The organism is Pseudomonas sp. DrBHI1 (assembly GCF_002205115.1).
Taxonomy (GTDB): domain Bacteria; phylum Pseudomonadota; class Gammaproteobacteria; order Pseudomonadales; family Pseudomonadaceae; genus Aquipseudomonas; species Aquipseudomonas mosselii.
This window is the reverse complement of the sequence record NZ_NIBE01000107.1, coordinates 96,317-114,288: the sequence shown is the minus strand read 5'-3', so window position 1 is coordinate 114,288 and position 17,972 is coordinate 96,317. Positions and strand designations below refer to the sequence as shown.

15 protein-coding genes are annotated in these 17,972 nt (G+C 66.1%); 6 read left to right on the top strand and 9 right to left on the bottom strand.

Going from position 1 to position 17,972, the window contains the following annotated elements; genetic code table 11:
- Positions 1-209: 209 nt before the first annotated feature.
- Together CC207_RS21550 and mqo are read left to right on the top strand one after the other, a co-directional pair.
- On the top strand, positions 210-401 hold the full coding sequence (locus tag CC207_RS21550) for a DUF4223 family protein (protein ID WP_088852723.1): 192 nt from the start codon (positions 210-212) through the stop codon (positions 399-401).
- A 327-nt stretch (positions 402-728) separates the two neighbouring features.
- Positions 729-2,366, top strand: a complete 1,638-nt coding sequence (mqo, locus tag CC207_RS21545) for a malate dehydrogenase (quinone) (protein ID WP_062360541.1) — start codon at positions 729-731, stop codon at positions 2,364-2,366.
- A gap of 304 nt (positions 2,367-2,670) precedes the next feature.
- Here the strand turns inward: mqo and CC207_RS21540 are convergent, their stop codons facing one another.
- Positions 2,671-3,006 carry a helix-turn-helix transcriptional regulator gene (locus tag CC207_RS21540; RefSeq protein WP_082750421.1) on the bottom strand — a complete coding sequence of 112 codons (336 nt, stop codon included), beginning with the start codon at positions 3,004-3,006 and terminating at the stop codon, positions 2,671-2,673.
- Positions 3,007-3,059: 53 nt separating this feature from the next.
- Here CC207_RS21540 and CC207_RS21535 point away from each other — a divergent pair, with 53 nt between their 5' ends.
- Positions 3,060-4,151 carry an NADH:flavin oxidoreductase/NADH oxidase gene (locus CC207_RS21535; protein ID WP_088852722.1) on the top strand — a complete coding sequence of 364 codons (1,092 nt, stop codon included), beginning with the start codon at positions 3,060-3,062 and terminating at the stop codon, positions 4,149-4,151.
- A gap of 102 nt (positions 4,152-4,253) precedes the next feature.
- Here the strand turns inward: CC207_RS21535 and CC207_RS21530 are convergent, their stop codons facing one another.
- From CC207_RS21530 to CC207_RS21510, 5 genes are all read right to left on the bottom strand, one after another.
- Positions 4,254-5,492, bottom strand: coding sequence for an FAD-binding oxidoreductase (locus CC207_RS21530; protein WP_028693005.1), 1,239 nt, complete (start codon positions 5,490-5,492; stop codon positions 4,254-4,256).
- A 3-nt stretch (positions 5,493-5,495) separates the two neighbouring features.
- Entirely contained in the window at positions 5,496-7,073 is a 1,578-nt protein-coding gene (locus CC207_RS21525; RefSeq protein WP_088852721.1) for an aldehyde dehydrogenase (NADP(+)), read from the bottom strand.
- Between the two features lie 96 nt (positions 7,074-7,169).
- A complete protein-coding gene (locus CC207_RS21520; RefSeq protein WP_069016391.1) occupies positions 7,170-8,117 on the bottom strand; it encodes a dihydrodipicolinate synthase family protein in 948 nt (315 codons plus the stop codon).
- 41 nt (positions 8,118-8,158) lie between these two features.
- Positions 8,159-9,085 carry a 4-hydroxyproline epimerase gene (locus CC207_RS21515; protein ID WP_069016392.1) on the bottom strand — a complete coding sequence of 309 codons (927 nt, stop codon included), beginning with the start codon at positions 9,083-9,085 and terminating at the stop codon, positions 8,159-8,161.
- A 23-nt stretch (positions 9,086-9,108) separates the two neighbouring features.
- Complete coding sequence (locus tag CC207_RS21510; protein ID WP_028693009.1) at positions 9,109-10,725, bottom strand: APC family permease; 1,617 nt, start codon at positions 10,723-10,725, stop codon at positions 9,109-9,111.
- A gap of 245 nt (positions 10,726-10,970) precedes the next feature.
- Between CC207_RS21510 and CC207_RS21505 the strand changes: the two genes are divergently transcribed.
- On the top strand, positions 10,971-11,750 hold the full coding sequence (locus CC207_RS21505; protein ID WP_028693010.1) for an AraC family transcriptional regulator: 780 nt from the start codon (positions 10,971-10,973) through the stop codon (positions 11,748-11,750).
- Here CC207_RS21505 and CC207_RS21500 read toward each other — a convergent pair.
- Complete coding sequence (locus tag CC207_RS21500) at positions 11,738-12,625, bottom strand: LysR family transcriptional regulator (protein WP_028693011.1); 888 nt, start codon at positions 12,623-12,625, stop codon at positions 11,738-11,740. The two genes, CC207_RS21505 and CC207_RS21500, sit on opposite strands and share 13 nt — an antisense overlap.
- Before the next feature lie 189 nt (positions 12,626-12,814).
- Here CC207_RS21500 and moaB point away from each other — a divergent pair, with 189 nt between their 5' ends.
- Positions 12,815-13,354: a molybdenum cofactor biosynthesis protein B gene (gene moaB, locus CC207_RS21495; protein ID WP_028693012.1), complete on the top strand. Its 540-nt coding sequence runs from the start codon at positions 12,815-12,817 to the stop codon at positions 13,352-13,354.
- Positions 13,355-13,374: 20 nt separating this feature from the next.
- On the opposite strand, the gene CC207_RS21490 is transcribed toward moaB, so the two are convergent.
- Both CC207_RS21490 and moaA read right to left on the bottom strand, forming a co-directional pair.
- Positions 13,375-14,274 (bottom strand): bestrophin family protein, encoded by a 900-nt coding sequence (locus tag CC207_RS21490; RefSeq protein ID WP_028693013.1) that lies wholly within the window; start codon positions 14,272-14,274, stop codon positions 13,375-13,377.
- A 21-nt stretch (positions 14,275-14,295) separates the two neighbouring features.
- Positions 14,296-15,300 carry a GTP 3',8-cyclase MoaA gene (gene moaA, locus CC207_RS21485; protein WP_028693014.1) on the bottom strand — a complete coding sequence of 335 codons (1,005 nt, stop codon included), beginning with the start codon at positions 15,298-15,300 and terminating at the stop codon, positions 14,296-14,298.
- A gap of 255 nt (positions 15,301-15,555) precedes the next feature.
- Here moaA and CC207_RS21480 point away from each other — a divergent pair, with 255 nt between their 5' ends.
- Complete coding sequence (locus CC207_RS21480) at positions 15,556-17,886, top strand: FdhF/YdeP family oxidoreductase (protein ID WP_088852720.1); 2,331 nt, start codon at positions 15,556-15,558, stop codon at positions 17,884-17,886.
- Positions 17,887-17,972: the final 86 nt, after the last annotated feature.

Below are 17,972 nucleotides of genomic sequence, written 5' to 3'. Positions count from 1 at the left end.
CTGATGAAAATCTGTAGGAAGCTGAAAGGAATTACCCGCCTGTAACGTTTTAGCAAATAGTTCAACCCGCTAGTTGCCGTGCCAACAACTTGTTAGTTGACCCCTGTCAACTAGTGCACCTGTACTAACGCCTTTCATTCTCACCGCCCTTTCCCGTATGATCCGCGCGCCATCCGTTTGATGGTGGATCATGGACTTAAAGGATTTTTATGAAAAAGCTGATCAAAGCTACTGTCGCTGTTGCTGTCGTTTCGGGCGTTGCCATGCTGTCCGGTTGCACTGGCCAAGTCTACAACCAGCCTAAGAACTGCTCGTACGACTACCTGTTCCACCCATCGGTTTCCATCTCCAAGATCATCGGCGGCTGCGGCCCGATCGATAAACTGCCTCAGCAGCAGTAATCCTGGAAATACCCTGATCGGGTTGTTCACAGCCTGATCCAAGACCCCCGACCATGGATGTGGCCGGGGGTTTTTGTTTTCCGGGGCGCGGTGGCTTGTCGCGTGGCAACCTGTCGTCTTGACGCCCCGGCGCGCGTTTGTTTGTGCTGGCAATTCGGTTACAATCCGTAAATCGTTTCAGCCTTGTCGGTCAATCCGACCAAAGGCTGGCGCGTCCAATGTCTCTCTGGCTGCTGAACAATGATCACAACAAGCCTGCGCTGAAGAACATGGAATACCTGGGCCAGCCACAGGCCCACCCTCCGTTCTACTGACTGGAATCGATCAATGTTCAAGAAAGCTGGCAAGACCTTGCTGGGTCTGGCAGTCGCGGCGAGCTTCATGCAAGCGCACGCCGAAGACACCAAGAAAGTCGACGTGCTGCTGGTTGGCGGCGGCATCATGAGTTCCACCCTGGCGGTCTGGCTCAACGAGCTGGAGCCGAGCTGGTCGATGGAAATGGTCGAGCGCCTGGACGGCGTCGCCGAAGAAAGCTCCAACGGCTGGAACAACGCCGGTACTGGCCACTCCGCGCTGGCCGAGCTGAACTACACCCCGGAAGACAAAGACGGCAAGGTCAACATCACCAAGGCCATCGAGATCAACGAGTCGTTCCAGATCTCCCGTCAGTTCTGGGCCTGGCAGGTACGCCAGGGTGTGCTGAAGAACCCGCACTCGTTCATCAACACCACCCCGCACATGAGCTTCGTCTGGGGCGATGACAACATCAAGTTCCTGAAGAAGCGCTACGACGCCCTGCAGGCCAGCCCGCTGTTCCGTCCGATGCAGTACTCGGAAGACCACGCGCAGATCGCCAAGTGGGTCCCGCTGATGATGGAAGGCCGTGACCCGAACCAGAAGCTGGCCGTGACCTGGACGCCGATCGGCACCGACGTCAACTTCGGTGAGATCACCCGTCAGTTCGTCGGTCACCTGAAGACCAAGGAAAACTTCGACCTGAAGCTGTCCAGCGAAGTGCAGGACATCACCCGCAACGAAGACGGCTCCTGGCACGTCGAGTACAAGAACCTGAAGGATGGCACCGAGCACGCCACCGACGCCAAGTTCCTGTTCATCGGTGCTGGCGGCGGCGCGCTGAAGCTGCTGCAGAAGTCGGGCATCCCGGAAGCCAAGGAGTACGCAGGCTTCCCGGTGGGCGGCTCGTTCCTGGTGACCGAGAACCCGACCGTTGCCATGCAGCACATGGCCAAGGCCTACGGCATCGCCTCGACTGGCGCGCCACCCATGTCGGTTCCGCACCTGGACACCCGCGTGCTGGACGGCAAGCGCGTGATCCTGTTCGGGCCATTCGCCACCTTCTCGACCAAGTTCCTGAAGAACGGTTCGTACCTGGACCTGCTGAGCAGCACCACCACCCACAACGTCTGGCCGATGGCCCGCGTCGGCATCGATCAGTACCCGCTGGTCGAGTACCTCGCCGGCCAGCTGATGCAGTCCGACGACGACCGTTTCGCCGCCCTGCAGACCTACTTCCCGAACGCCAAGAAGGAAGACTGGAAACTGTGGCAGGCCGGTCAGCGCGTGCAGATCATCAAGCGTGATGCCGACAAGGGCGGCGTGCTGAAGCTGGGCACCGAGGTCGTGGCTTCCGAAGACCGCACCATCGCCGGCCTGCTGGGCGCCTCGCCAGGTGCCTCGACCGCCGCGCCGATCATGCTCAACGTGCTGGAAACCGTGTTCAAGGAGAAGGTCGCCACCCCTGAGTGGCAGGCCAAGATCAAGGAGATCGTCCCGAGCTACGGTACCAAGCTGAACGATTCGGCCGCCGCCACCCAGAAAGAGTGGGACTACACCGCCGAAGTCCTGCAACTGGAGAAGCCGCCGGTGATCGACCAGAGCGTCAAGACCAGCGTGGCGCCAGCCGCACCGGTCGAGAGCAAGCCTGCGAACGACATGGCGCTGTAAGGCCCCTGCTTGCCGGGCTTGCCCGGCAACACCCACCACGAGGATCGCCCCTGGCGGCCTCGTGGTTTTTTTGTGCCTGAGTTTTGCCCGAGCCAGGGGCCGGTAGGAGGCCGCCCAGCCCTTCGGGCTGCGCATTCATGCAGGGAAGCATGCCCCTGTGGGAGCGGCCTTGCGTCGCGAAAGGGGCGCGCAGCGGCCCCAGGTTCCGAGCGACAATCGAAATTGCTGGGGCTGCTGCGCAGCCCTTTCGCGACGCAAGGCCGCTCCCACAGGGCCAAGCTAAGCCGCCGCGTTGCCTAGAAGCTCAACGCTGCTCGAGGATACTGCCCAGCAACCCCGGAAAGCGGCTTTCGAGCTCATCGCTGCGCAGTGAGTTCATGTGCGTGGTACCAACGTTGCGAGTGTGCACCAGCCCTGAATCGCGCAATACGCGAAAGTGATGGGACATGCTCGACTTGGGCCGGCCGCCGTCCAGCTCACCGCAACTGGCTTCGGCAACACCGGCCAGATGGCGCACGATTTCCATGCGCACAGGGTCGCTCAGGGCGTAGAGCAGGCGCTCCAGTGTCAGGTCTTCGGGATTGGGGTGGGTATAGGCTCGCATGGACGACATGATAACGGGGGTTTCACAAATTGCCATAGTTCGAATATGATCGAACAATCGTATCCAACCCCCGTCCCTGGAGTGACCTCATGGCCGCCTTGTTCGAACCCTACACCCTCAAAGACGTCACCCTGCGCAACCGCATTGCCATTCCGCCGATGTGCCAGTACATGGCCGAGGATGGCCTGATCAATGACTGGCACCAGGTGCATTACGCGGGCCTGGCCCGTGGTGGCGCCGGCCTGGTGGTGGTCGAGGCCACGGCGGTGTCGCCGGAAGGGCGCATCACCCCCGGCTGCGCCGGCATCTGGAACGACGCCCAGGCCCAGGCCTTCGTGCCTGTGGTCAAGGCGATCAAGGCCGCCGGTTCCGTGCCGGGCATCCAGATCGCCCACGCCGGTCGCAAGGCCAGTGCCAACCGCCCCTGGGAAGGTGATGACCATATCGCCGCCGACGATGCCCGTGGTTGGGACACCATTGCCCCGTCTGACATCGCCTTTGGCGGCCACCTGCCGAAAGTGCCCAAGGCCATGACCCTGGACGATATCGCCCGGGTCAAGCAGGACTTCGTCGATGCCGCGCGCCGTGCCCGCGATGCCGGCTTCGAGTGGATCGAGCTGCACTTCGCCCACGGCTACCTGGGCCAGAGCTTCTTCTCCGAGCACTCCAACCAGCGTACCGACGCCTATGGCGGCAGCTTCGACAACCGCACGCGCTTCCTGCTGGAAACCCTGGCCGCGGTACGTGAGGTGTGGCCGGAGCACCTGCCGCTGACCGCTCGCTTTGGCGTGGTGGAGTACGATGGGCGTGACGAGCAGACCCTGCTGGAGTCCATTGAACTGGCCCGTCGCTTCAAGGCTGGCGGCCTCGATCTGCTGAGCGTCAGCGTCGGCTTCACCATTCCCCAGACCAACATCCCGTGGGGCCCGGCATTCCTGGGGCCGATCGCCGAGCGGGTGCGCCGCGAGGCGAAGTTGCCGGTGACCTCGGCCTGGGGCTTTGGCACGCCGGAGCTGGCCGAGGGCGCGTTGCAGGCCAATCAGCTCGACCTGGTGTCGGTGGGGCGTGCGCACCTGGCTGATCCGCACTGGCCATATGCCGCCGCCAAGGCCCTGGGCGTGGACAAGGCGGCGTGGACGCTGCCGGCGCCTTATGCGCATTGGCTTGAGCGGTATCGCTGAGTGAGGCTGGGGCCGCTTTGCGGCCCTTTCGCGACCCAAGGCCGCTCCCACAGGGAACGCGCAGGCCTTGCACCGCGAAAGAGGCGCAAGGCCCCGGCAATCTCAGAACCGATCCAACTGGTATGCTTGTTCCACTTCGGCCCCCGCAGCCAACCGCCCCACCCACTCCGCCGTCACCGCCGCCTGGGTCAACCCCAGGTGCTGATGCCCGAACGCTAGCAGCACCTTGCCATCGGCCACTCGGTCGATCACCGGCAGCGAATCCGGCAACGAAGGCCGGAACCCCATCCACGGCGTCGCCCCCTCGGCATCCAGCTCGCGCCGGAACAAGCCCTTGCTCAACCGATGCAGTTGCCACGCCCGCTGCATGCTCGGCGGCGCCTCGAGTCCGGCGAATTCCACCGTGCCGGCCAGGCGCAGGCCGTCGGCCATGGGCGTCATGATGAACTTGCGCTCCAGCGAGGTGACGGCGAACGGCAGGCGCTGGTGCTCCGCCGGCAGCATCAGGTGGTAGCCGCGCTCGGTATCCAGCGGTACCCGCCGACCGGTCAGGGCGGCCGTGAGTCTCGCCGAATGTGCCCCGGCACTGATCAACACCTGGCGGGCCTCAAGGGTGCCCTGGTCGCTGGCGAGGCTGATGCCCTGGCCATGCACCTGGCCGCCATCGACCTCGGCGCGCAGGAAGCGTACGCCACTGGCCCTGGCGGCGCTGAACAGTTCGCAGACCACCTGGTAGGGGTCGAGGAAGTGACCGGTGCGCGGGAAGAACAGGCCACCCAGGATCGACGGACTCAACTGCGGTGCCGCTTCGCTTACCGCCTCAGCCGACCACAGGTCCACGGGCACGGCCTGTGCCTGCAGGCGGGCGCGCAACGCCGCGAGCGCCTGGCGCGATGCGTGGCGTTCGAACACCAGCAGTGAACCGTCCTCCTTGAGCAGGTGGCTGCGCTCGATGGAGGCGAGCAGCCGTTGCCAGGCGCCGAGGCTGCTTTCGTTCAGCGCACGAAGGCCCGCGACGCTGCGCTGGAACGGCGCCGGTCGCAGGTTGAGCAGCAGGCGGGTGAACCAGGGAAGGGCCCGTGGCAGGTACTTCCAGTCCAGGCGCAGCGGGCCCATCGGGTCCAGCAGCATGGCCGGCAGGCGCTTGAGAATCGACAGGTCGGCGATGGGAAACACCTGCTCGGTGGCCAGGTGCCCGGCATTGCCAAAAGACGCACCGTGGCCCGGTGCCTGGCGATCGATCAGCAGCACCCGGTGGCCCTGGCGGGCCAGCTGCAGGGCGCAGGCGACGCCGACAATGCCGGCGCCGACCACGGCGATGTCCGTGTCAGTGGCGGTCATGGTTCAGCCTTCCCGCCGGCCATCGAGCAAGCGGCGCAGGTGCAGCGGGTTGCCCTGTTGCAGCGCAGTGGGCAGCAGAGCATCGGGGAAGTCCTGGTAGCACACCGGGCGCAGGAAACGCAGGATCGCCGCGGTGCCCACCGAGGTGCCGCGGGTGTCGGAGGTGGCCGGGAACGGGCCGCCGTGGACCATCGCGTCGCACACCTCGACGCCGGTCGGCCAACCGTTGATCAGGATCCGCCCGGCCTTGCGTTCGAGGGTAGGTAGCAGTTGGCGGGCGCAGTCGAGGTCGGCGGCGTCCAGGTGCAGGGTGGCGGTCAGTTGCCCTTCCAGATGCTCGGCAACCTGACGGACTTGCTCGTCGCTGTCGCAGGCGACCACCAGCGAGGCGGCGCCGAACACTTCGGCCTGCAGCGCCGGATCGGCGAGAAACGCCTGGGCCGAGGTGACGAACAGGTGCGCTTGGCACTGGTTCGGGCCGTGATGGGGCTGGCTGCTGGCGATCTGGCGGGCATTGCCGTTCTCACCCAGCGCGGCGACGCCATTGGCATAGGCGCTGGCAATGCCCGGGGTGAGCATGGTCTGCGCCGCGGCTTGCCGGACATGCTCGGCGGCGGTGCTGATGAAACGTTCGAGTGCTGGACCCTGGCGGGCGATCAACAGCCCGGGGTTGGTACAGAACTGGCCGGCACCCTGGGTCAGCGAAGCGACGAAGGTTTGGGCCAGAGATTCCGCTCGGTCCTGCAGGGCGGCGTCGAAGAGGAACACCGGGTTGATCGAGCTCATTTCGGCATAGACGGGGATTGGCTCGGGACGTGCCTGGGCGGCCTGGCACAGCGCGAGGCCGCCACTGCGCGAGCCGGTGAAGCCGACGGCCTTGATGCGCGGGTCGCTGACCAGACCGATACCGACCTCGCGGCCGGCGCCGTACAGCAGCGAGAACACGCCTTCGGGCAGCTCGCACTTCGCGACTGCCCGGGCCACGGCCTGGCCGACCAGCTCGCTGGTGCCGGGGTGGGCGCCATGGGCCTTGACCACCACCGGGCAACCGGCGGCCAGTGCCGAGGCGGTGTCGCCGCCGGCCACCGAGAAGGCCAGCGGGAAATTGCTGGCGCCGAACACCGCCACCGGGCCCAGGGCAACCTGTCGTTGGCGCAGGTCGGGACGTGGCAGTGGCTGGCGCTCGGGCAGGGCGTTGTCCACCCGTACATCCAGCCATTCACCGGCCCGCACCACGCGAGCGAAGGTGCGCAGTTGCGCGCAGGTGCGGCCGCGCTCGCCCAGCAGACGCGCCTTGGGCAGGCCGGTCTCGGCGTTGGCGCGGTCGATCAGGGCATCGCCCAGGGCTTCGATCTGCTCGGCGATGGTGTCGAGAAAGTGGGCGCGTTGTTCGGAGGTGGTTTCGCGGTAGGCATCGAATGCCGCCCAGGCCAGGTCGCAGGCCTGGGTTAGCTGTTCGGCGCTGGCGCCGGCGTAGGGTGGGGCGAGCGGGGTGTCGGTGGCCGGGTCGATGGCATGGATCGCGGCCTGGGTGCCTGTGACGGCGCGCTGGCCGATCAGTAGATTGCCGGTGAGGGTCATGGGGCGTCCTGGAGAATCTGGATAAGGTCTGGACCTGTTGGGGGCGCCATGCGCCCCTTTCGCGACACAAGGCCGCTCCCACAGGAGTTGCGGTGATCAGGCGATGTTCTGCTCGGCCGACCAGCTGGCGTACCAGGTGCGGAACAGCGCGTACTGCTGTTCGGCGTAGTGCCGCTGGGCGTCGGTGAGGGCGTCGGTTTCGTTGAAGTGCAGGCGGTACTCGCTGTCGCCGTTGAGCACCATCAGGTGCTTGTAGTACAGCACCAGGTCGCAGCCTTCATCGAACGACGACAACACCGCCAGCGCCGACTCCAGCTCCCGAGCCTGGCGCCGGGCCTTGGCATCGCCCTTGGCGGCGCGCTTGCTCAAGCTGACCAGTTGCAGCACTTCACGGGGCAGCGCGTTGCCGATGCCGGTGATGGCGCCGGTGGCGTTGCAGTTGACGAAACCGTGCACCACTTGGGTGTCGACGCCGACCATCAGGGTCACATCATCGTCCTGGGAGGTGATGTGCTCGGCGGCGTAGCGCAGGTCGGCGGCGCCGCCGAACTCCTTGAAGCCGATCAGGTTGGGGTACTCGCGACGCAGGGCGAAGAACAGGTCGGCGCGGGTGGCGAAACCGTAGTAGGGGCTGTTGTAGATCACCGCTGGCAGCTTCGGCGCGGCGGCGAGGATCGCCGAGAAGTGGTGTTGCTGGGCGGTCAGCGATGCGCCACGGGACAGCACCCGGGGGATGACCATCAGGCCGGCGGCGCCGACCTTGGCGGCGTGGGATGCGTGGGACACAGCCTCGCGGGTGTTCACCGCACCGGTGCCGACGATGGTCGGGATGCCGGCGGCGACCAGGCGCGCCACGCCCTCCTGGCGTTCGGCCTCGTTCAGCAGCGGCCAGTCGCCCATCGAGCCGCAGTACACCACGGCGCTCATGCCGGCGTCGATCAGTTCGCGGCCCTTGCGCACCAGGGCGTCGAAGTCCGGTTTTCGCTCGGCGGTGCAGGGGGTCATCAGGGCGGGCATGGTGCCGGTGAAGATGTTGTCGGTCATGGTTGTCACTCCTGGCGGTATTCAGTGGGAAATGAACGGGGTCAGATGCCCCAGGCGAACGGGTCCTGCTCGTCGATCAGCAGGGTGCTGTCGGCGGTCATGTGGGCACGGCCGGTGATGAACGGGCGAATGCGTTCGCCGTCGCGCTCGTAGCGGCCATGGAACTGGCTGCCGGTGATGCTGGCCTGGACCCAGGTCTGGCCTTCGGCGAGCTTGCCGTCGGCGGCCAGGCACGCCAGCTTGGCGCTGGTGCCGGTGCCGCAGGGCGAGCGGTCGTAGGCCTTGCCGGGGCACATGACGAAGTTGCGGCTGTCGGCGTTGGCGTCGTCGGCGAACAGTTCGACATGGTCGATCGGGGCGCCGTGTTCGCCGGTGATGCCTTGGGCCTCGAGGGTCTTGAGCAGGGTCCAGGCGTAGTCGGTGAGGGTTTCGCGGTTGTCCAGCGCGATGCGCTGGCCGTGGTCGGAAACCAGGAAGAACCAGTTGCCGCCCCAGGCGATGTCGCCGCGCACCAGGCCGTGCCCCGGCACGTCCACGGCAACCTGCCGGCGGTAGCGGTAGGACGGCACGTTGCCGACGGTGACGGATCCATCGTCATGCAGGGTGGCGCTGACCTGGCCGACCGGTGTATCGATCTTGTGCACGCCCGGCTCGATCAGGCCCAGGTGGCGTAGCGAGGCAACCAGGCCGATGGTGCCGTGGCCGCACATGTTCAGGTAGCCGGCGTTGTTGAAGAAGATCACCCCGCAGGTGGCATCCGCAGAGACCGGCGGGCAGTACAGCGCGCCCACCAGCACATCGTTGCCACGTGGCTCCAGCAGGCAGGCGCGGCGCCAGTGGTCGTGCAGCTCGCGCAGTTCGTCGCGCTGCTCGGCCATGCTGCGGCCGTGCAGGGGCGGGAAGCCCTTCATCACCAAGCGGGTCGGTTCGCCGCCGGTATGGGAGTCGATTACATGAACCTGTTTCATCAGCGTGTCCATTCGGTAGTGGGTCAGGAGGCGACGGCGGCGGGGTGCTGGCCGGCATGGGGTTCGCTGCCGGCTTCGCTTTCATCGTCGCCATCGAGCCGCACCAGCCGGGCCGGCACGCCAGTGGCCGCGCCCCAGTAGTAGATGCCCAGGGCAGTGGCGGCGACGATCAGGGTGTCCAGCGGATGGCCGATCACGCCCAGACCGCCGAAGCTGCCCAGCCAGGAAAGGAAAATGGTCACGGCGTAGAAGCCGATCAGCCAGGCCGACGAGCGCACCTGCTGGCCCAGCGACAGGTGTTCGGTGGGCACGAAGCGGCGGCACAGCAGGTACAGCACGAACATCACGATCTGCAGCGCCAGCAGCCAGGACACGGTGTTCCAGCCCGACCAGTAGACGATCAGCGCGGCGATGATGAACGACAGCGGGCCGAGCACGCCCATGCCTTTGACCCGGAACGGCCGGGCCATGTCGGGGGCGCTGCGGCGCAGGGCGGCGACCGAAACCGGGGCCACCGCGTAGCTGAGCACCAGGGCGGCAGAGACCACGTTGATGAGCGCTTCCCAGGACGGGAACGGCAGGGTCCAGAACACCGCCAGGCCGAAGGTCAGCCACAGCGCCGGGCGCGGGATGCCGGATTGCTCGTCGATGCGGGTGAAGTACTTGAAGAAGGTGCCGGTCTGCGCCCAGCCATAAATCACTCGTGGGGTGGCATTCATGTAGATGTTGCCGCAGCCGCTGGGCGAGATCACCGCGTCGGCCACCACCAGGTAGGCCAGCCAGCCGACGCCCAGGGCCAGGGCGATGTCACGGTAGGGCAGGGCCAGCTCCTTGGTCACTCCGGCCCAGCCGTTGGCAATCATCTCGGTCGGCACGCTGCCGAGGAACGCCAGTTGCAGCAGGGCGTAGATCGCGGTGGACAGCAGCACCGAGAGAATCAGCGCGATGGGGATGGTGCGCTGCGGGTTCTTCACCTCGCTGGCCACCGAGATGATCGGCGTGAGCCCCAGGTAGGCGAAGATGATGCCGCCGGCCGACACCGCCATTTCCACGCCGGACAGGCCGAACGGCGCGAAGCCCTGGACCTCGAAGTTCTCCGGCTTGAAGAAGGTGAACAGCACGCCGATCACCAGCAGCGGCACGATGAACTTGAACACGCTGACCAGGTTGTTGGCCTTGGCGAAGGTCTTCACGCTGCGGTAGTTGAGCAGGAAGAACAGCCCGAGCAGGGCGAACTGCACCAGCCAGCCGAGCACCGTCGGGTCGCTGGAGCCGGTCTTGGTCAAGGCCGGAAACCAGGCCGCGGCATACTGGCGCGAGGCAACCACCTCGATGGCGATCAGGCTGGAGAAGGCGATCAGGGTGATGAAGCCCATCAGGTAGCCCAGCAGCGGGCCATGGGAGTACACCGGGTAGCGCACCACGCCACCGGCCCGCGGCAGGGCGGCGCCGAGCTCGCAGTAGACGATGCCCAGCAGCAGCACGGCGAAGCCGCCGAGGAACCAGGAGAGGATGCCGGCCGGGCCGGCGATGGCCGAGACGTGGCTGGCGGCGAACAGCCAGCCGGAGCCGAAGATGGCGCCCAGGCCGATGAAGGTGAGGTCCAGCAGGGACAGCTGTTTCTTGAATTTGCCTGACATGGTTGCGCCTTTTTGTAGGTTTTGGATAGGCAGGTCTGATGTCACGATGCGGCTTGGTCGGCCGCGCTCTTGTAGGTCGTGGGGCGGCTTGCGTGGGGCATAGAGTGGACCGATCGAGGCCGGCGTTCTTGATGGTTTTCTGCAAGGTGGGTGACGAAATCGGCATAGTCGGGCGCGAGTGCTGGCGCCCGGCGGGGGCTGCTGACTAGGCTTGCAGGGCCGCGAGAGCCACGAGGGATAACCGCATGCCCGAGCAACCATTGACTGCGCTGTACCAGCACCTTGACCAGCATCGCCCTGAATCCCTCGAAGCCTTGCTGGCCGGCGTGGTCTGGCTGCTGCCGATGCTCGACGTCCTTGCCAACGCGGCGATCTTCATCAAGGACGACCAGGCTCGCTATGTCCTGGCCAACCGCACACTGGTCCAGCGCTGTGGCCTGAAGCACCTGGCACCCTTGCTGGGCAAGACCAGCGCCGAGGTGTTCCCGGCGCGCCTGGGCCCCGGCTATACCGAGCAGGACCGCCGGGTGCTGGAGCAGGGCCTGGTGCTGGAAGACCAGCTGGAGCTGCACCTGTACGGCAGCCGCGAACCGGGCTGGTGCCTGACCCACAAGCGTCCGTTGTACGAGCCGGCGGGGAGAATCATCGGCCTGGTGGGCATTTCGGTCGACCTGCAGTCAGCCGCCGACACCCACCCCGCCTACCAGCGTCTGGCGGCGGTGGATGCGCATATCCGCGCGCATTTCCACCAGCCGATCAGCATGGGCGAGCTGACCCGCATCGCCGGGATTTCGGTGGCGCAGCTGGAGCGTTACTGCAAACGGGTGTTCCACCTCACGCCCCGGCAGATGATTCACAAGGCCCGCCTGGAGCATGCACATCAACTGCTGCACAGCGACCTGCCGATCATCGAGGTGGCCCTGCGCTGTGGCTACACCGACCACAGCGCCTTCAGCCGGCAGTTCAGGCAACTGACCGGTTTCACCCCGCGACAGTACCGCCAGGCGACGGCTCAGGAGGGTTGAAACAGGGCGCGGGCCTCGTCGAAACACTGCTCGGCGATGGCCGAGCGCGGCTCGCTGCGGCGCAGCAGCAGGCCGACCGGGCTGTGGATGCTGGCTTCCTGCACCGGGATGATGCGCATGTGCTGGCTGAGGTCTTCCAGGCCGCAGTCCAGTGGCATGATCGCGCAGCACACGCCGGTGCTGATCGCCTGGATCAGCTGGAAGGTCGAGTCGCTCTCGAGCACGGCATTGGGCGCAAGGCCCCGGCTGCGCAAGCTCAGGTCGAGGGACTGGCGGTAGTGCATGCCCTTGCTCAGCAGGCCCAGCGGCAGCTCGCCGAGGTCTTCCCAGCGCAGGCTGTCGGCCTCGAACTGGAAGTGCCGGGTGTCGTGCAGCAGGCCCATGGTGGTGGTGCTCAGCTCGATCACTTCGAAGAAGCTGGTGTTGACCTGGTCGAGGTAGCAGATGCCCAGGTCGAGCTGGTTGCGGCTCAGGCCATCGATCACCTGCTCGGAGCTCAATGACGACAGCTGGAAGTGCAGCTCGGGGTACTTCTCACGCAGTGGCATCAGCAGTTGCATGGGGTTGAAGCTGGCCAGCGGCACGGTGCCCAGGCGCAGGCTGCCGACCACCTGGCCGCGGCAGCTGGCGGCCTCGGCCTGCAGGCCGTCATGGGCGGCGAGCAGGGTGCGGGCCCAGGCCAGGATGCGTTCGCCGGCTTCGGTGAACCCTTCGAAGCGCTGGCCGCGCTTGACCAGCACCAGGTCCAGTTCGTCCTCGAGGTTGCGCAGGCGCATGGACAGGGTCGGCTGGGTGATGTGGCACAGCGCCGCGGCCTGGCCAAAGTGGCGGGTCTGGTCGAGGGCGATGAGAAACTTGAGCTGTTTGATGTCCATGGTGCGGCCTGGGGTTGCGGGGTGGGTAGACCTTAACCAAGAGTGAAGCACCTGGCTAATCCTTGATGAACATTCAGCCGGTCCTGCAGCAGCGATAGAAAGCGTCGATCATCCGGTACGCCCTATCGATTGGACGCTGCCGGGGCTTGTCTCTAACGTGGCCGCTAAGCCAATCCTGGAGCAAAGGCCATGAGCGTGAAACCGGACGCGGTGTTCGTACCGCTGAACATCGCGGTGCTGACCGTCAGTGACACCCGCACCTACGACACCGACACCTCCGGCGAGCTGCTGGCCAGCCGCGCCGTCGGCGTGGGCCACCGCCTGGTGGCGCGGGAGCTGCTCAAGGACGACCTGTACAAGATCCGCGCCCAGGTCGCCACCTGGATCGCCGACGACCAGGTGCAGGTGGTGCTGATCACTGGTGGCACCGGCTTCACCGGGCGCGACAGCACGCCGGAGGCGGTGGACTGCCTGCTGGACAAGCGCATCGACGGGTTTGGCGAGCTGTTCCGCGCCCTGTCGATCCTTGATATCGGCACCTCGACCGTGCAGAGCCGGGCCCTGGCCGGCCTGGCCAACGGCACCCTGGTGTGCTGCCTGCCGGGCTCGACCGGCGCCTGCCGCACGGCCTGGGAAGGCATCCTGGCCGAGCAGTTGGATGCGCGGCACCGGCCGTGCAATTTCGTCGCGCACCTCAAACCAAACGGGGCCTGCGAAAGCCGAGGCTAGTGCTTTCCTGTACCGACTGTTCAGCTCAGCACATGATCCACCGGCACCAACGCCGGTGGCAGCGGCTCATGCCCCAGCGCCGACAGCACATCGCGTTCTATGGTGCGCACCAGCGCATCGGTCGGCAGATCGTTCTCGTCCCGGCCGAACGGGTCCTCCAGCTCGTTACCGATCGCATCCAGGCCGAAGAAGGTGTAGCTGACGATGGTGGTGAACAGCGGTGCCAGCCAGCCCAGCGGTTCTGCCAGGGCAAACGGCAGCAGCAGGCAGAAGATGTAGATGGTGCGGTGCAGCAGCAGGGTGTAGGGGAACGGCAGCGGCGTGCCCTTGATCCGTTCGCAGGTGGCCTGCACGTCTGACAGGCCGGCCAGGCGCTGCTCCAGGAGCGTGTAGCGGAACTCGCTGATCGCGCCGTCCTTCGCCAAGCGTGAGCACTGGGCACCGATATCGCGCAGGATGCCGTCGCACACGTTGTGCGCGGTGATCGGCGCGCCCTCGGCCAGCCAGGTGCGCGCCAGGGGCAGCTCGTCTTCGTTGCGCAGCCGGGCATTGAGGGCATGGGCGAAGCCGCACAGGCCACGCAGCATCTGCGCGCGCAGCTGCTGATCCTCGATCGCCACGCTTTCACGCACGAACGAGCGCACCTCGATGATCATCCGTCCCCAGGCCTTGCGGCCCTCCCACCAGCGGTCGTAGCAGGCGTTGTTGCGAAAACTCATGAAGATCGACAGCGACAGCCCCAGCAGGGTGAAGGGCGTGGCGCTGACCGGGTAGAACAGCGCCGGGTAGTGCCGCTCGATCAGCACGATCAGTGCCGCCAGCAAGGTCACCGCCAGGCAGCGCAAGGCGATGCGCTGGACGATCGAGCCCTTGAGGGTGAACAGCACGCGCAGCATGTCGGGGCGTGAGTGGACGATCAAGACGGTTCCAGAGGCGGGCGATCAGCCGCCGGTCATGTTCATGAAGCGCAGGATCTGCACCTCGCCGCCCACTTCGAAGTGGTGGCGGTAGGGCTTGAGCTGCATGGCGTCGCGCAGGGTCTTTTCCAGGCGGGCGCTGTCGCCGGGGTGCTGGCGCAGGACCTGCTTGAGGTCCACCGAGTGCTCGTTACCCAGGCACAGCAGCAGGCGGCCTTCGACGGTCAGGCGCACGCGGTTGCAGGTGGCGCAGAAGTTGTGGCTGTGCGGCGAGATGAAGCCGACCCGGGTGTCGGGCGCTTCGGCCAGGCGCCAGTAGCGCGCCGGGCCCTGGGAGGACTCGGCCGACTCGACCAGGGTGAAGTGCTCGGCCAGGCGGGCGCGCACGTCGTCGCTGGAGCAGAAGGACTCGCCGCGCTCGTGCTCGCTGATGACGCCCAGGGGCATTTCTTCGATGAACGAGATGTCCAGCTCGCGGTCGATGGCGAAGCGCACCAGGTCGACGATTTCGTGGTCGTTGCGGCCCTTGAGCACCACCGCGTTGAGCTTGGTGCGGCGAAAGCCCGCGGCGCGCGCGGCGTCGATGCCCGCGATCACCTGCGTGAGGTCGCCGGTACGGGTCAGGGCGCGGAAGCGCTCGGGGTCAAGGCTGTCGAGGCTGATGTTCAGGCGCGAGACGCCGGCATCGAACAGCGGCTGGGCCAGGCGGCCGAGCTGCGAGCCATTGCTGGTCAGGCACAGTTCGCGCAGGCCGGGCAGGGCGGCGATGCGCGCGCACAGCCCGACGATGCCCTGGCGCACCAGGGGCTCGCCACCGGTCAGGCGGATCTTGCGGGTGCCCAGGGCGACGAAGCGCTCGGCGACCAGGTACAGCTCCTCGAGGCTGAGAATCTGCTGGCGCGGCAGGAACTGCATGTCTTCGGCCATGCAATAGACGCAGCGAAAATCGCAGCGGTCGGTGACCGACATCCGCAGGTAATCGACTTTGCGGTTGAAACCGTCGATCAGGGCCTGGGGGTTCTTTTCCACGTTCACGCTCGACCTGTGCAGTGGCTGGGGGCGGCGAAAGGCCGCAGACAAGGTTCAAGCTATAACCTGCGCCCAGTGACGTCAAATTGCTTTCCCCGACCGCTCGATAAGTCTCCTCTATCACCACCGCAGGCCACGCAGCACAAGGGCTCTGCCGGGTGATCGAGACGGTTTATCACGCTGTCGTTTATTTCGATTGGACGCACTGGGAGCGGCTTCTTAGGCTGGAAAAAACACCGTGCGGAGAAGCGCAGCATGAGCCAGGACGAACACATCAGGGACTACAAGGGGCCGGCCGCCGGCTGGGGCGCGCTCAAGAGCGTGACCAAGAGCTGGCTGGGCAGCGAGAACGCCTTCAAGAACCTGCGGGCCATGCTCAAGACCAACCAGAACGGCGGTTTCGACTGCCCGGGTTGTGCCTGGGGCGAGTCGCCGGAAAGCGACATGGTCAAGTTCTGCGAGAACGGCGCCAAGGCGGTCAACTGGGAGGCCACCGGCCGCTCGGTGGATCCGGCGTTCTTCGCCCTCTACAGCGTCAGCGCCCTGCTCGAGCAGACCGACTACTGGCTCGAATACCAAGGCCGCATCACTCACCCGATGCGCTATGACGCGGCCACCGACCATTACGTCGAAACCAGCTGGGACGAGGCGTTCGCCCTGATCGCCCGGCACCTCAACGGCCTCGAATCGCCGGACCAGGCCGAGTTCTACACCTCGGGCCGGGCCAGCAACGAGGCGGCGTTCCTCTACCAGCTGTTCGTGCGCGCCTATGGCACCAACAACTTCCCCGACTGCTCGAACATGTGCCACGAGGCCAGTGGCGTGGGCATGGCCGAAACCCTCGGCGTGGGCAAGGGCACCGTGGTGTTCCATGACCTGGAGCTGGCCGATGCGATCTTTGTCATCGGCCAGAACCCCGGCACCAACCACCCGCGCATGCTCGAACCGCTGCGCGAGGCGGTCAAGCGCGGCGCCCAGGTGGTTTGCTTCAATCCGCTCAAGGAGCGGGGCCTGGAGCGATTCCAGCATCCGCAGCACCCGTTCGAGATGCTCAGCAACGGCTCCGAACCGACCAACACTGCCTATTTCCGCCCGGCGCTGGGCGGCGACATGGCGGCCATGCGCGGGATCGCCAAGTTCCTCCTGCAGTGGGAGCGCGAGGCGCAGCTCAATGATGAGCCGCCGGTGTTCGACCATGCCTTCATCGCCGAGCACACCAGTGGCGTCGAGGCCTACCTGGCCGTGGTGGACGCCACGCACTGGGAGCATATCGTCGAGCAGTCGGGCTTGAGCAAGGCCGAGATCGAGCTGGCCGCGCGCATGTACCGCAAGGCCGAGCGGGTGATCATGTGCTGGGCCATGGGCGTGACCCAGCACCGCCACTCGGTGCCGACCGTGCAGGAGATCGTCAACCTGCAGCTGCTGCGCGGCAACGTCGGCAAGCCCGGCGCCGGCCTGTCGCCGGTGCGCGGACACAGCAACGTGCAGGGCGACCGCACCATGGGCATCGACGAGAAGCCCAAGGCGGCGCTGCTCGACGCCATCGAGAAACGCTTCCAGTTCAAGGTGCCCCGCGAGCACGGCCATAACGCCGTGCTGGCGATCCAGGCCATGGAAGAGGGGCGGGCCAAGGTGTTCGTCGCCCTGGGCGGCAACTTCGCCCAGGCGACTCCGGACACCCCGCGTACCCACGCGGCGCTGCGCAACTGCGAACTGACCGTGCAGATTTCCACCAAGCTCAACCGCTCGCACCTGGTCACCGGGCGCGATGCGTTGATCCTGCCGTGCCTGGGCCGCACCGAGATCGACATCCAGGCCGAAGGGCCGCAGGGCGTCACCGTGGAAGACACCTTCAGCATGGTGCACATCTCCCATGGCCAGCTGAAGCCGCGCTCGCCGCTGCTGCGCTCGGAACCGGCCATCGTCGCCGGGATGGCCAAGGCCACCCTGGGCAACAAACCGATCGACTGGGACTACGCGATTGCCGACTACGGCCGCATCCGCGGCATGATCGCCGATGTCATCCCGGGCTTCAGCGAATTCAACGCGCGCCTGCAGCATCCCGGTGGCTTCCACCTGGGCAACAACGCCGCCGAGCGCAACTTCCGCACGGCCACCGGCAAGGCGCGCTTCACCCCCAGCCCGCTGCCGGAGCAGCTGGTCAACGCCCAGGTGCTGGCCCGTGGTGACAAGCCCGACCTGATCCTGCAGACCCTGCGTTCCCACGACCAATACAACACCACGCTGTACGGGCTGGATGACCGCTACCGTGGCGTGTTCGGCCTGCGCGAGGTGGTGTTCGTCAATGAGGCGGATATCCGTCGACTGGGCTTCGAACCGGGCGAGGAGGTGGACCTGGTGTCGCTCTGGGAGGATGGTCGCGAGCGGCGGGTCTCGGGGTTCCGCCTGGTGGCCTATGACGTGCCGCAAGGCCAGGCGGCGGCCTACTATCCAGAGACCAACCCGCTGGTGCCGCTGGAAAGCTATGGTGAGGGGACCTACACGCCGACCTCGAAGTTCGTGGCGATCAAGCTGGAGAAGGCCAGGGCCGGAAACCGGATCGAGGCGACAATCACAACCGACTGATGTTGGTGCCAGCGTGGGAGCGGGCTTGCCCCGCGATATCCCAGTCCATGCCTACTCAAGCGGACCTGCCGACGCCATCGCGGGGC

Coding starts and splice junctions, on each gene's coding strand:
- CC207_RS21550 (WP_088852723.1), top strand. CDS start 210: ATGAAAAAGCTGATCAAAGCTACTGTCGCTGTTGCTGTCGTTTCGGGC.
- mqo (WP_062360541.1), top strand. CDS start 729: ATGTTCAAGAAAGCTGGCAAGACCTTGCTGGGTCTGGCAGTCGCGGCG.
- CC207_RS21540 (WP_082750421.1), bottom strand. CDS start 3,006: ATGGCAATTTGTGAAACCCCCGTTATCATGTCGTCCATGCGAGCCTAT.
- CC207_RS21535 (WP_088852722.1), top strand. CDS start 3,060: ATGGCCGCCTTGTTCGAACCCTACACCCTCAAAGACGTCACCCTGCGC.
- CC207_RS21530 (WP_028693005.1), bottom strand. CDS start 5,492: ATGACCGCCACTGACACGGACATCGCCGTGGTCGGCGCCGGCATTGTC.
- CC207_RS21525 (WP_088852721.1), bottom strand. CDS start 7,073: ATGACCCTCACCGGCAATCTACTGATCGGCCAGCGCGCCGTCACAGGC.
- CC207_RS21520 (WP_069016391.1), bottom strand. CDS start 8,117: ATGACCGACAACATCTTCACCGGCACCATGCCCGCCCTGATGACCCCC.
- CC207_RS21515 (WP_069016392.1), bottom strand. CDS start 9,085: ATGAAACAGGTTCATGTAATCGACTCCCATACCGGCGGCGAACCGACC.
- CC207_RS21510 (WP_028693009.1), bottom strand. CDS start 10,725: ATGTCAGGCAAATTCAAGAAACAGCTGTCCCTGCTGGACCTCACCTTC.
- CC207_RS21505 (WP_028693010.1), top strand. CDS start 10,971: ATGCCCGAGCAACCATTGACTGCGCTGTACCAGCACCTTGACCAGCAT.
- CC207_RS21500 (WP_028693011.1), bottom strand. CDS start 12,625: ATGGACATCAAACAGCTCAAGTTTCTCATCGCCCTCGACCAGACCCGC.
- moaB (WP_028693012.1), top strand. CDS start 12,815: ATGAGCGTGAAACCGGACGCGGTGTTCGTACCGCTGAACATCGCGGTG.
- CC207_RS21480 (WP_088852720.1), top strand. CDS start 15,556: ATGAGCCAGGACGAACACATCAGGGACTACAAGGGGCCGGCCGCCGGC.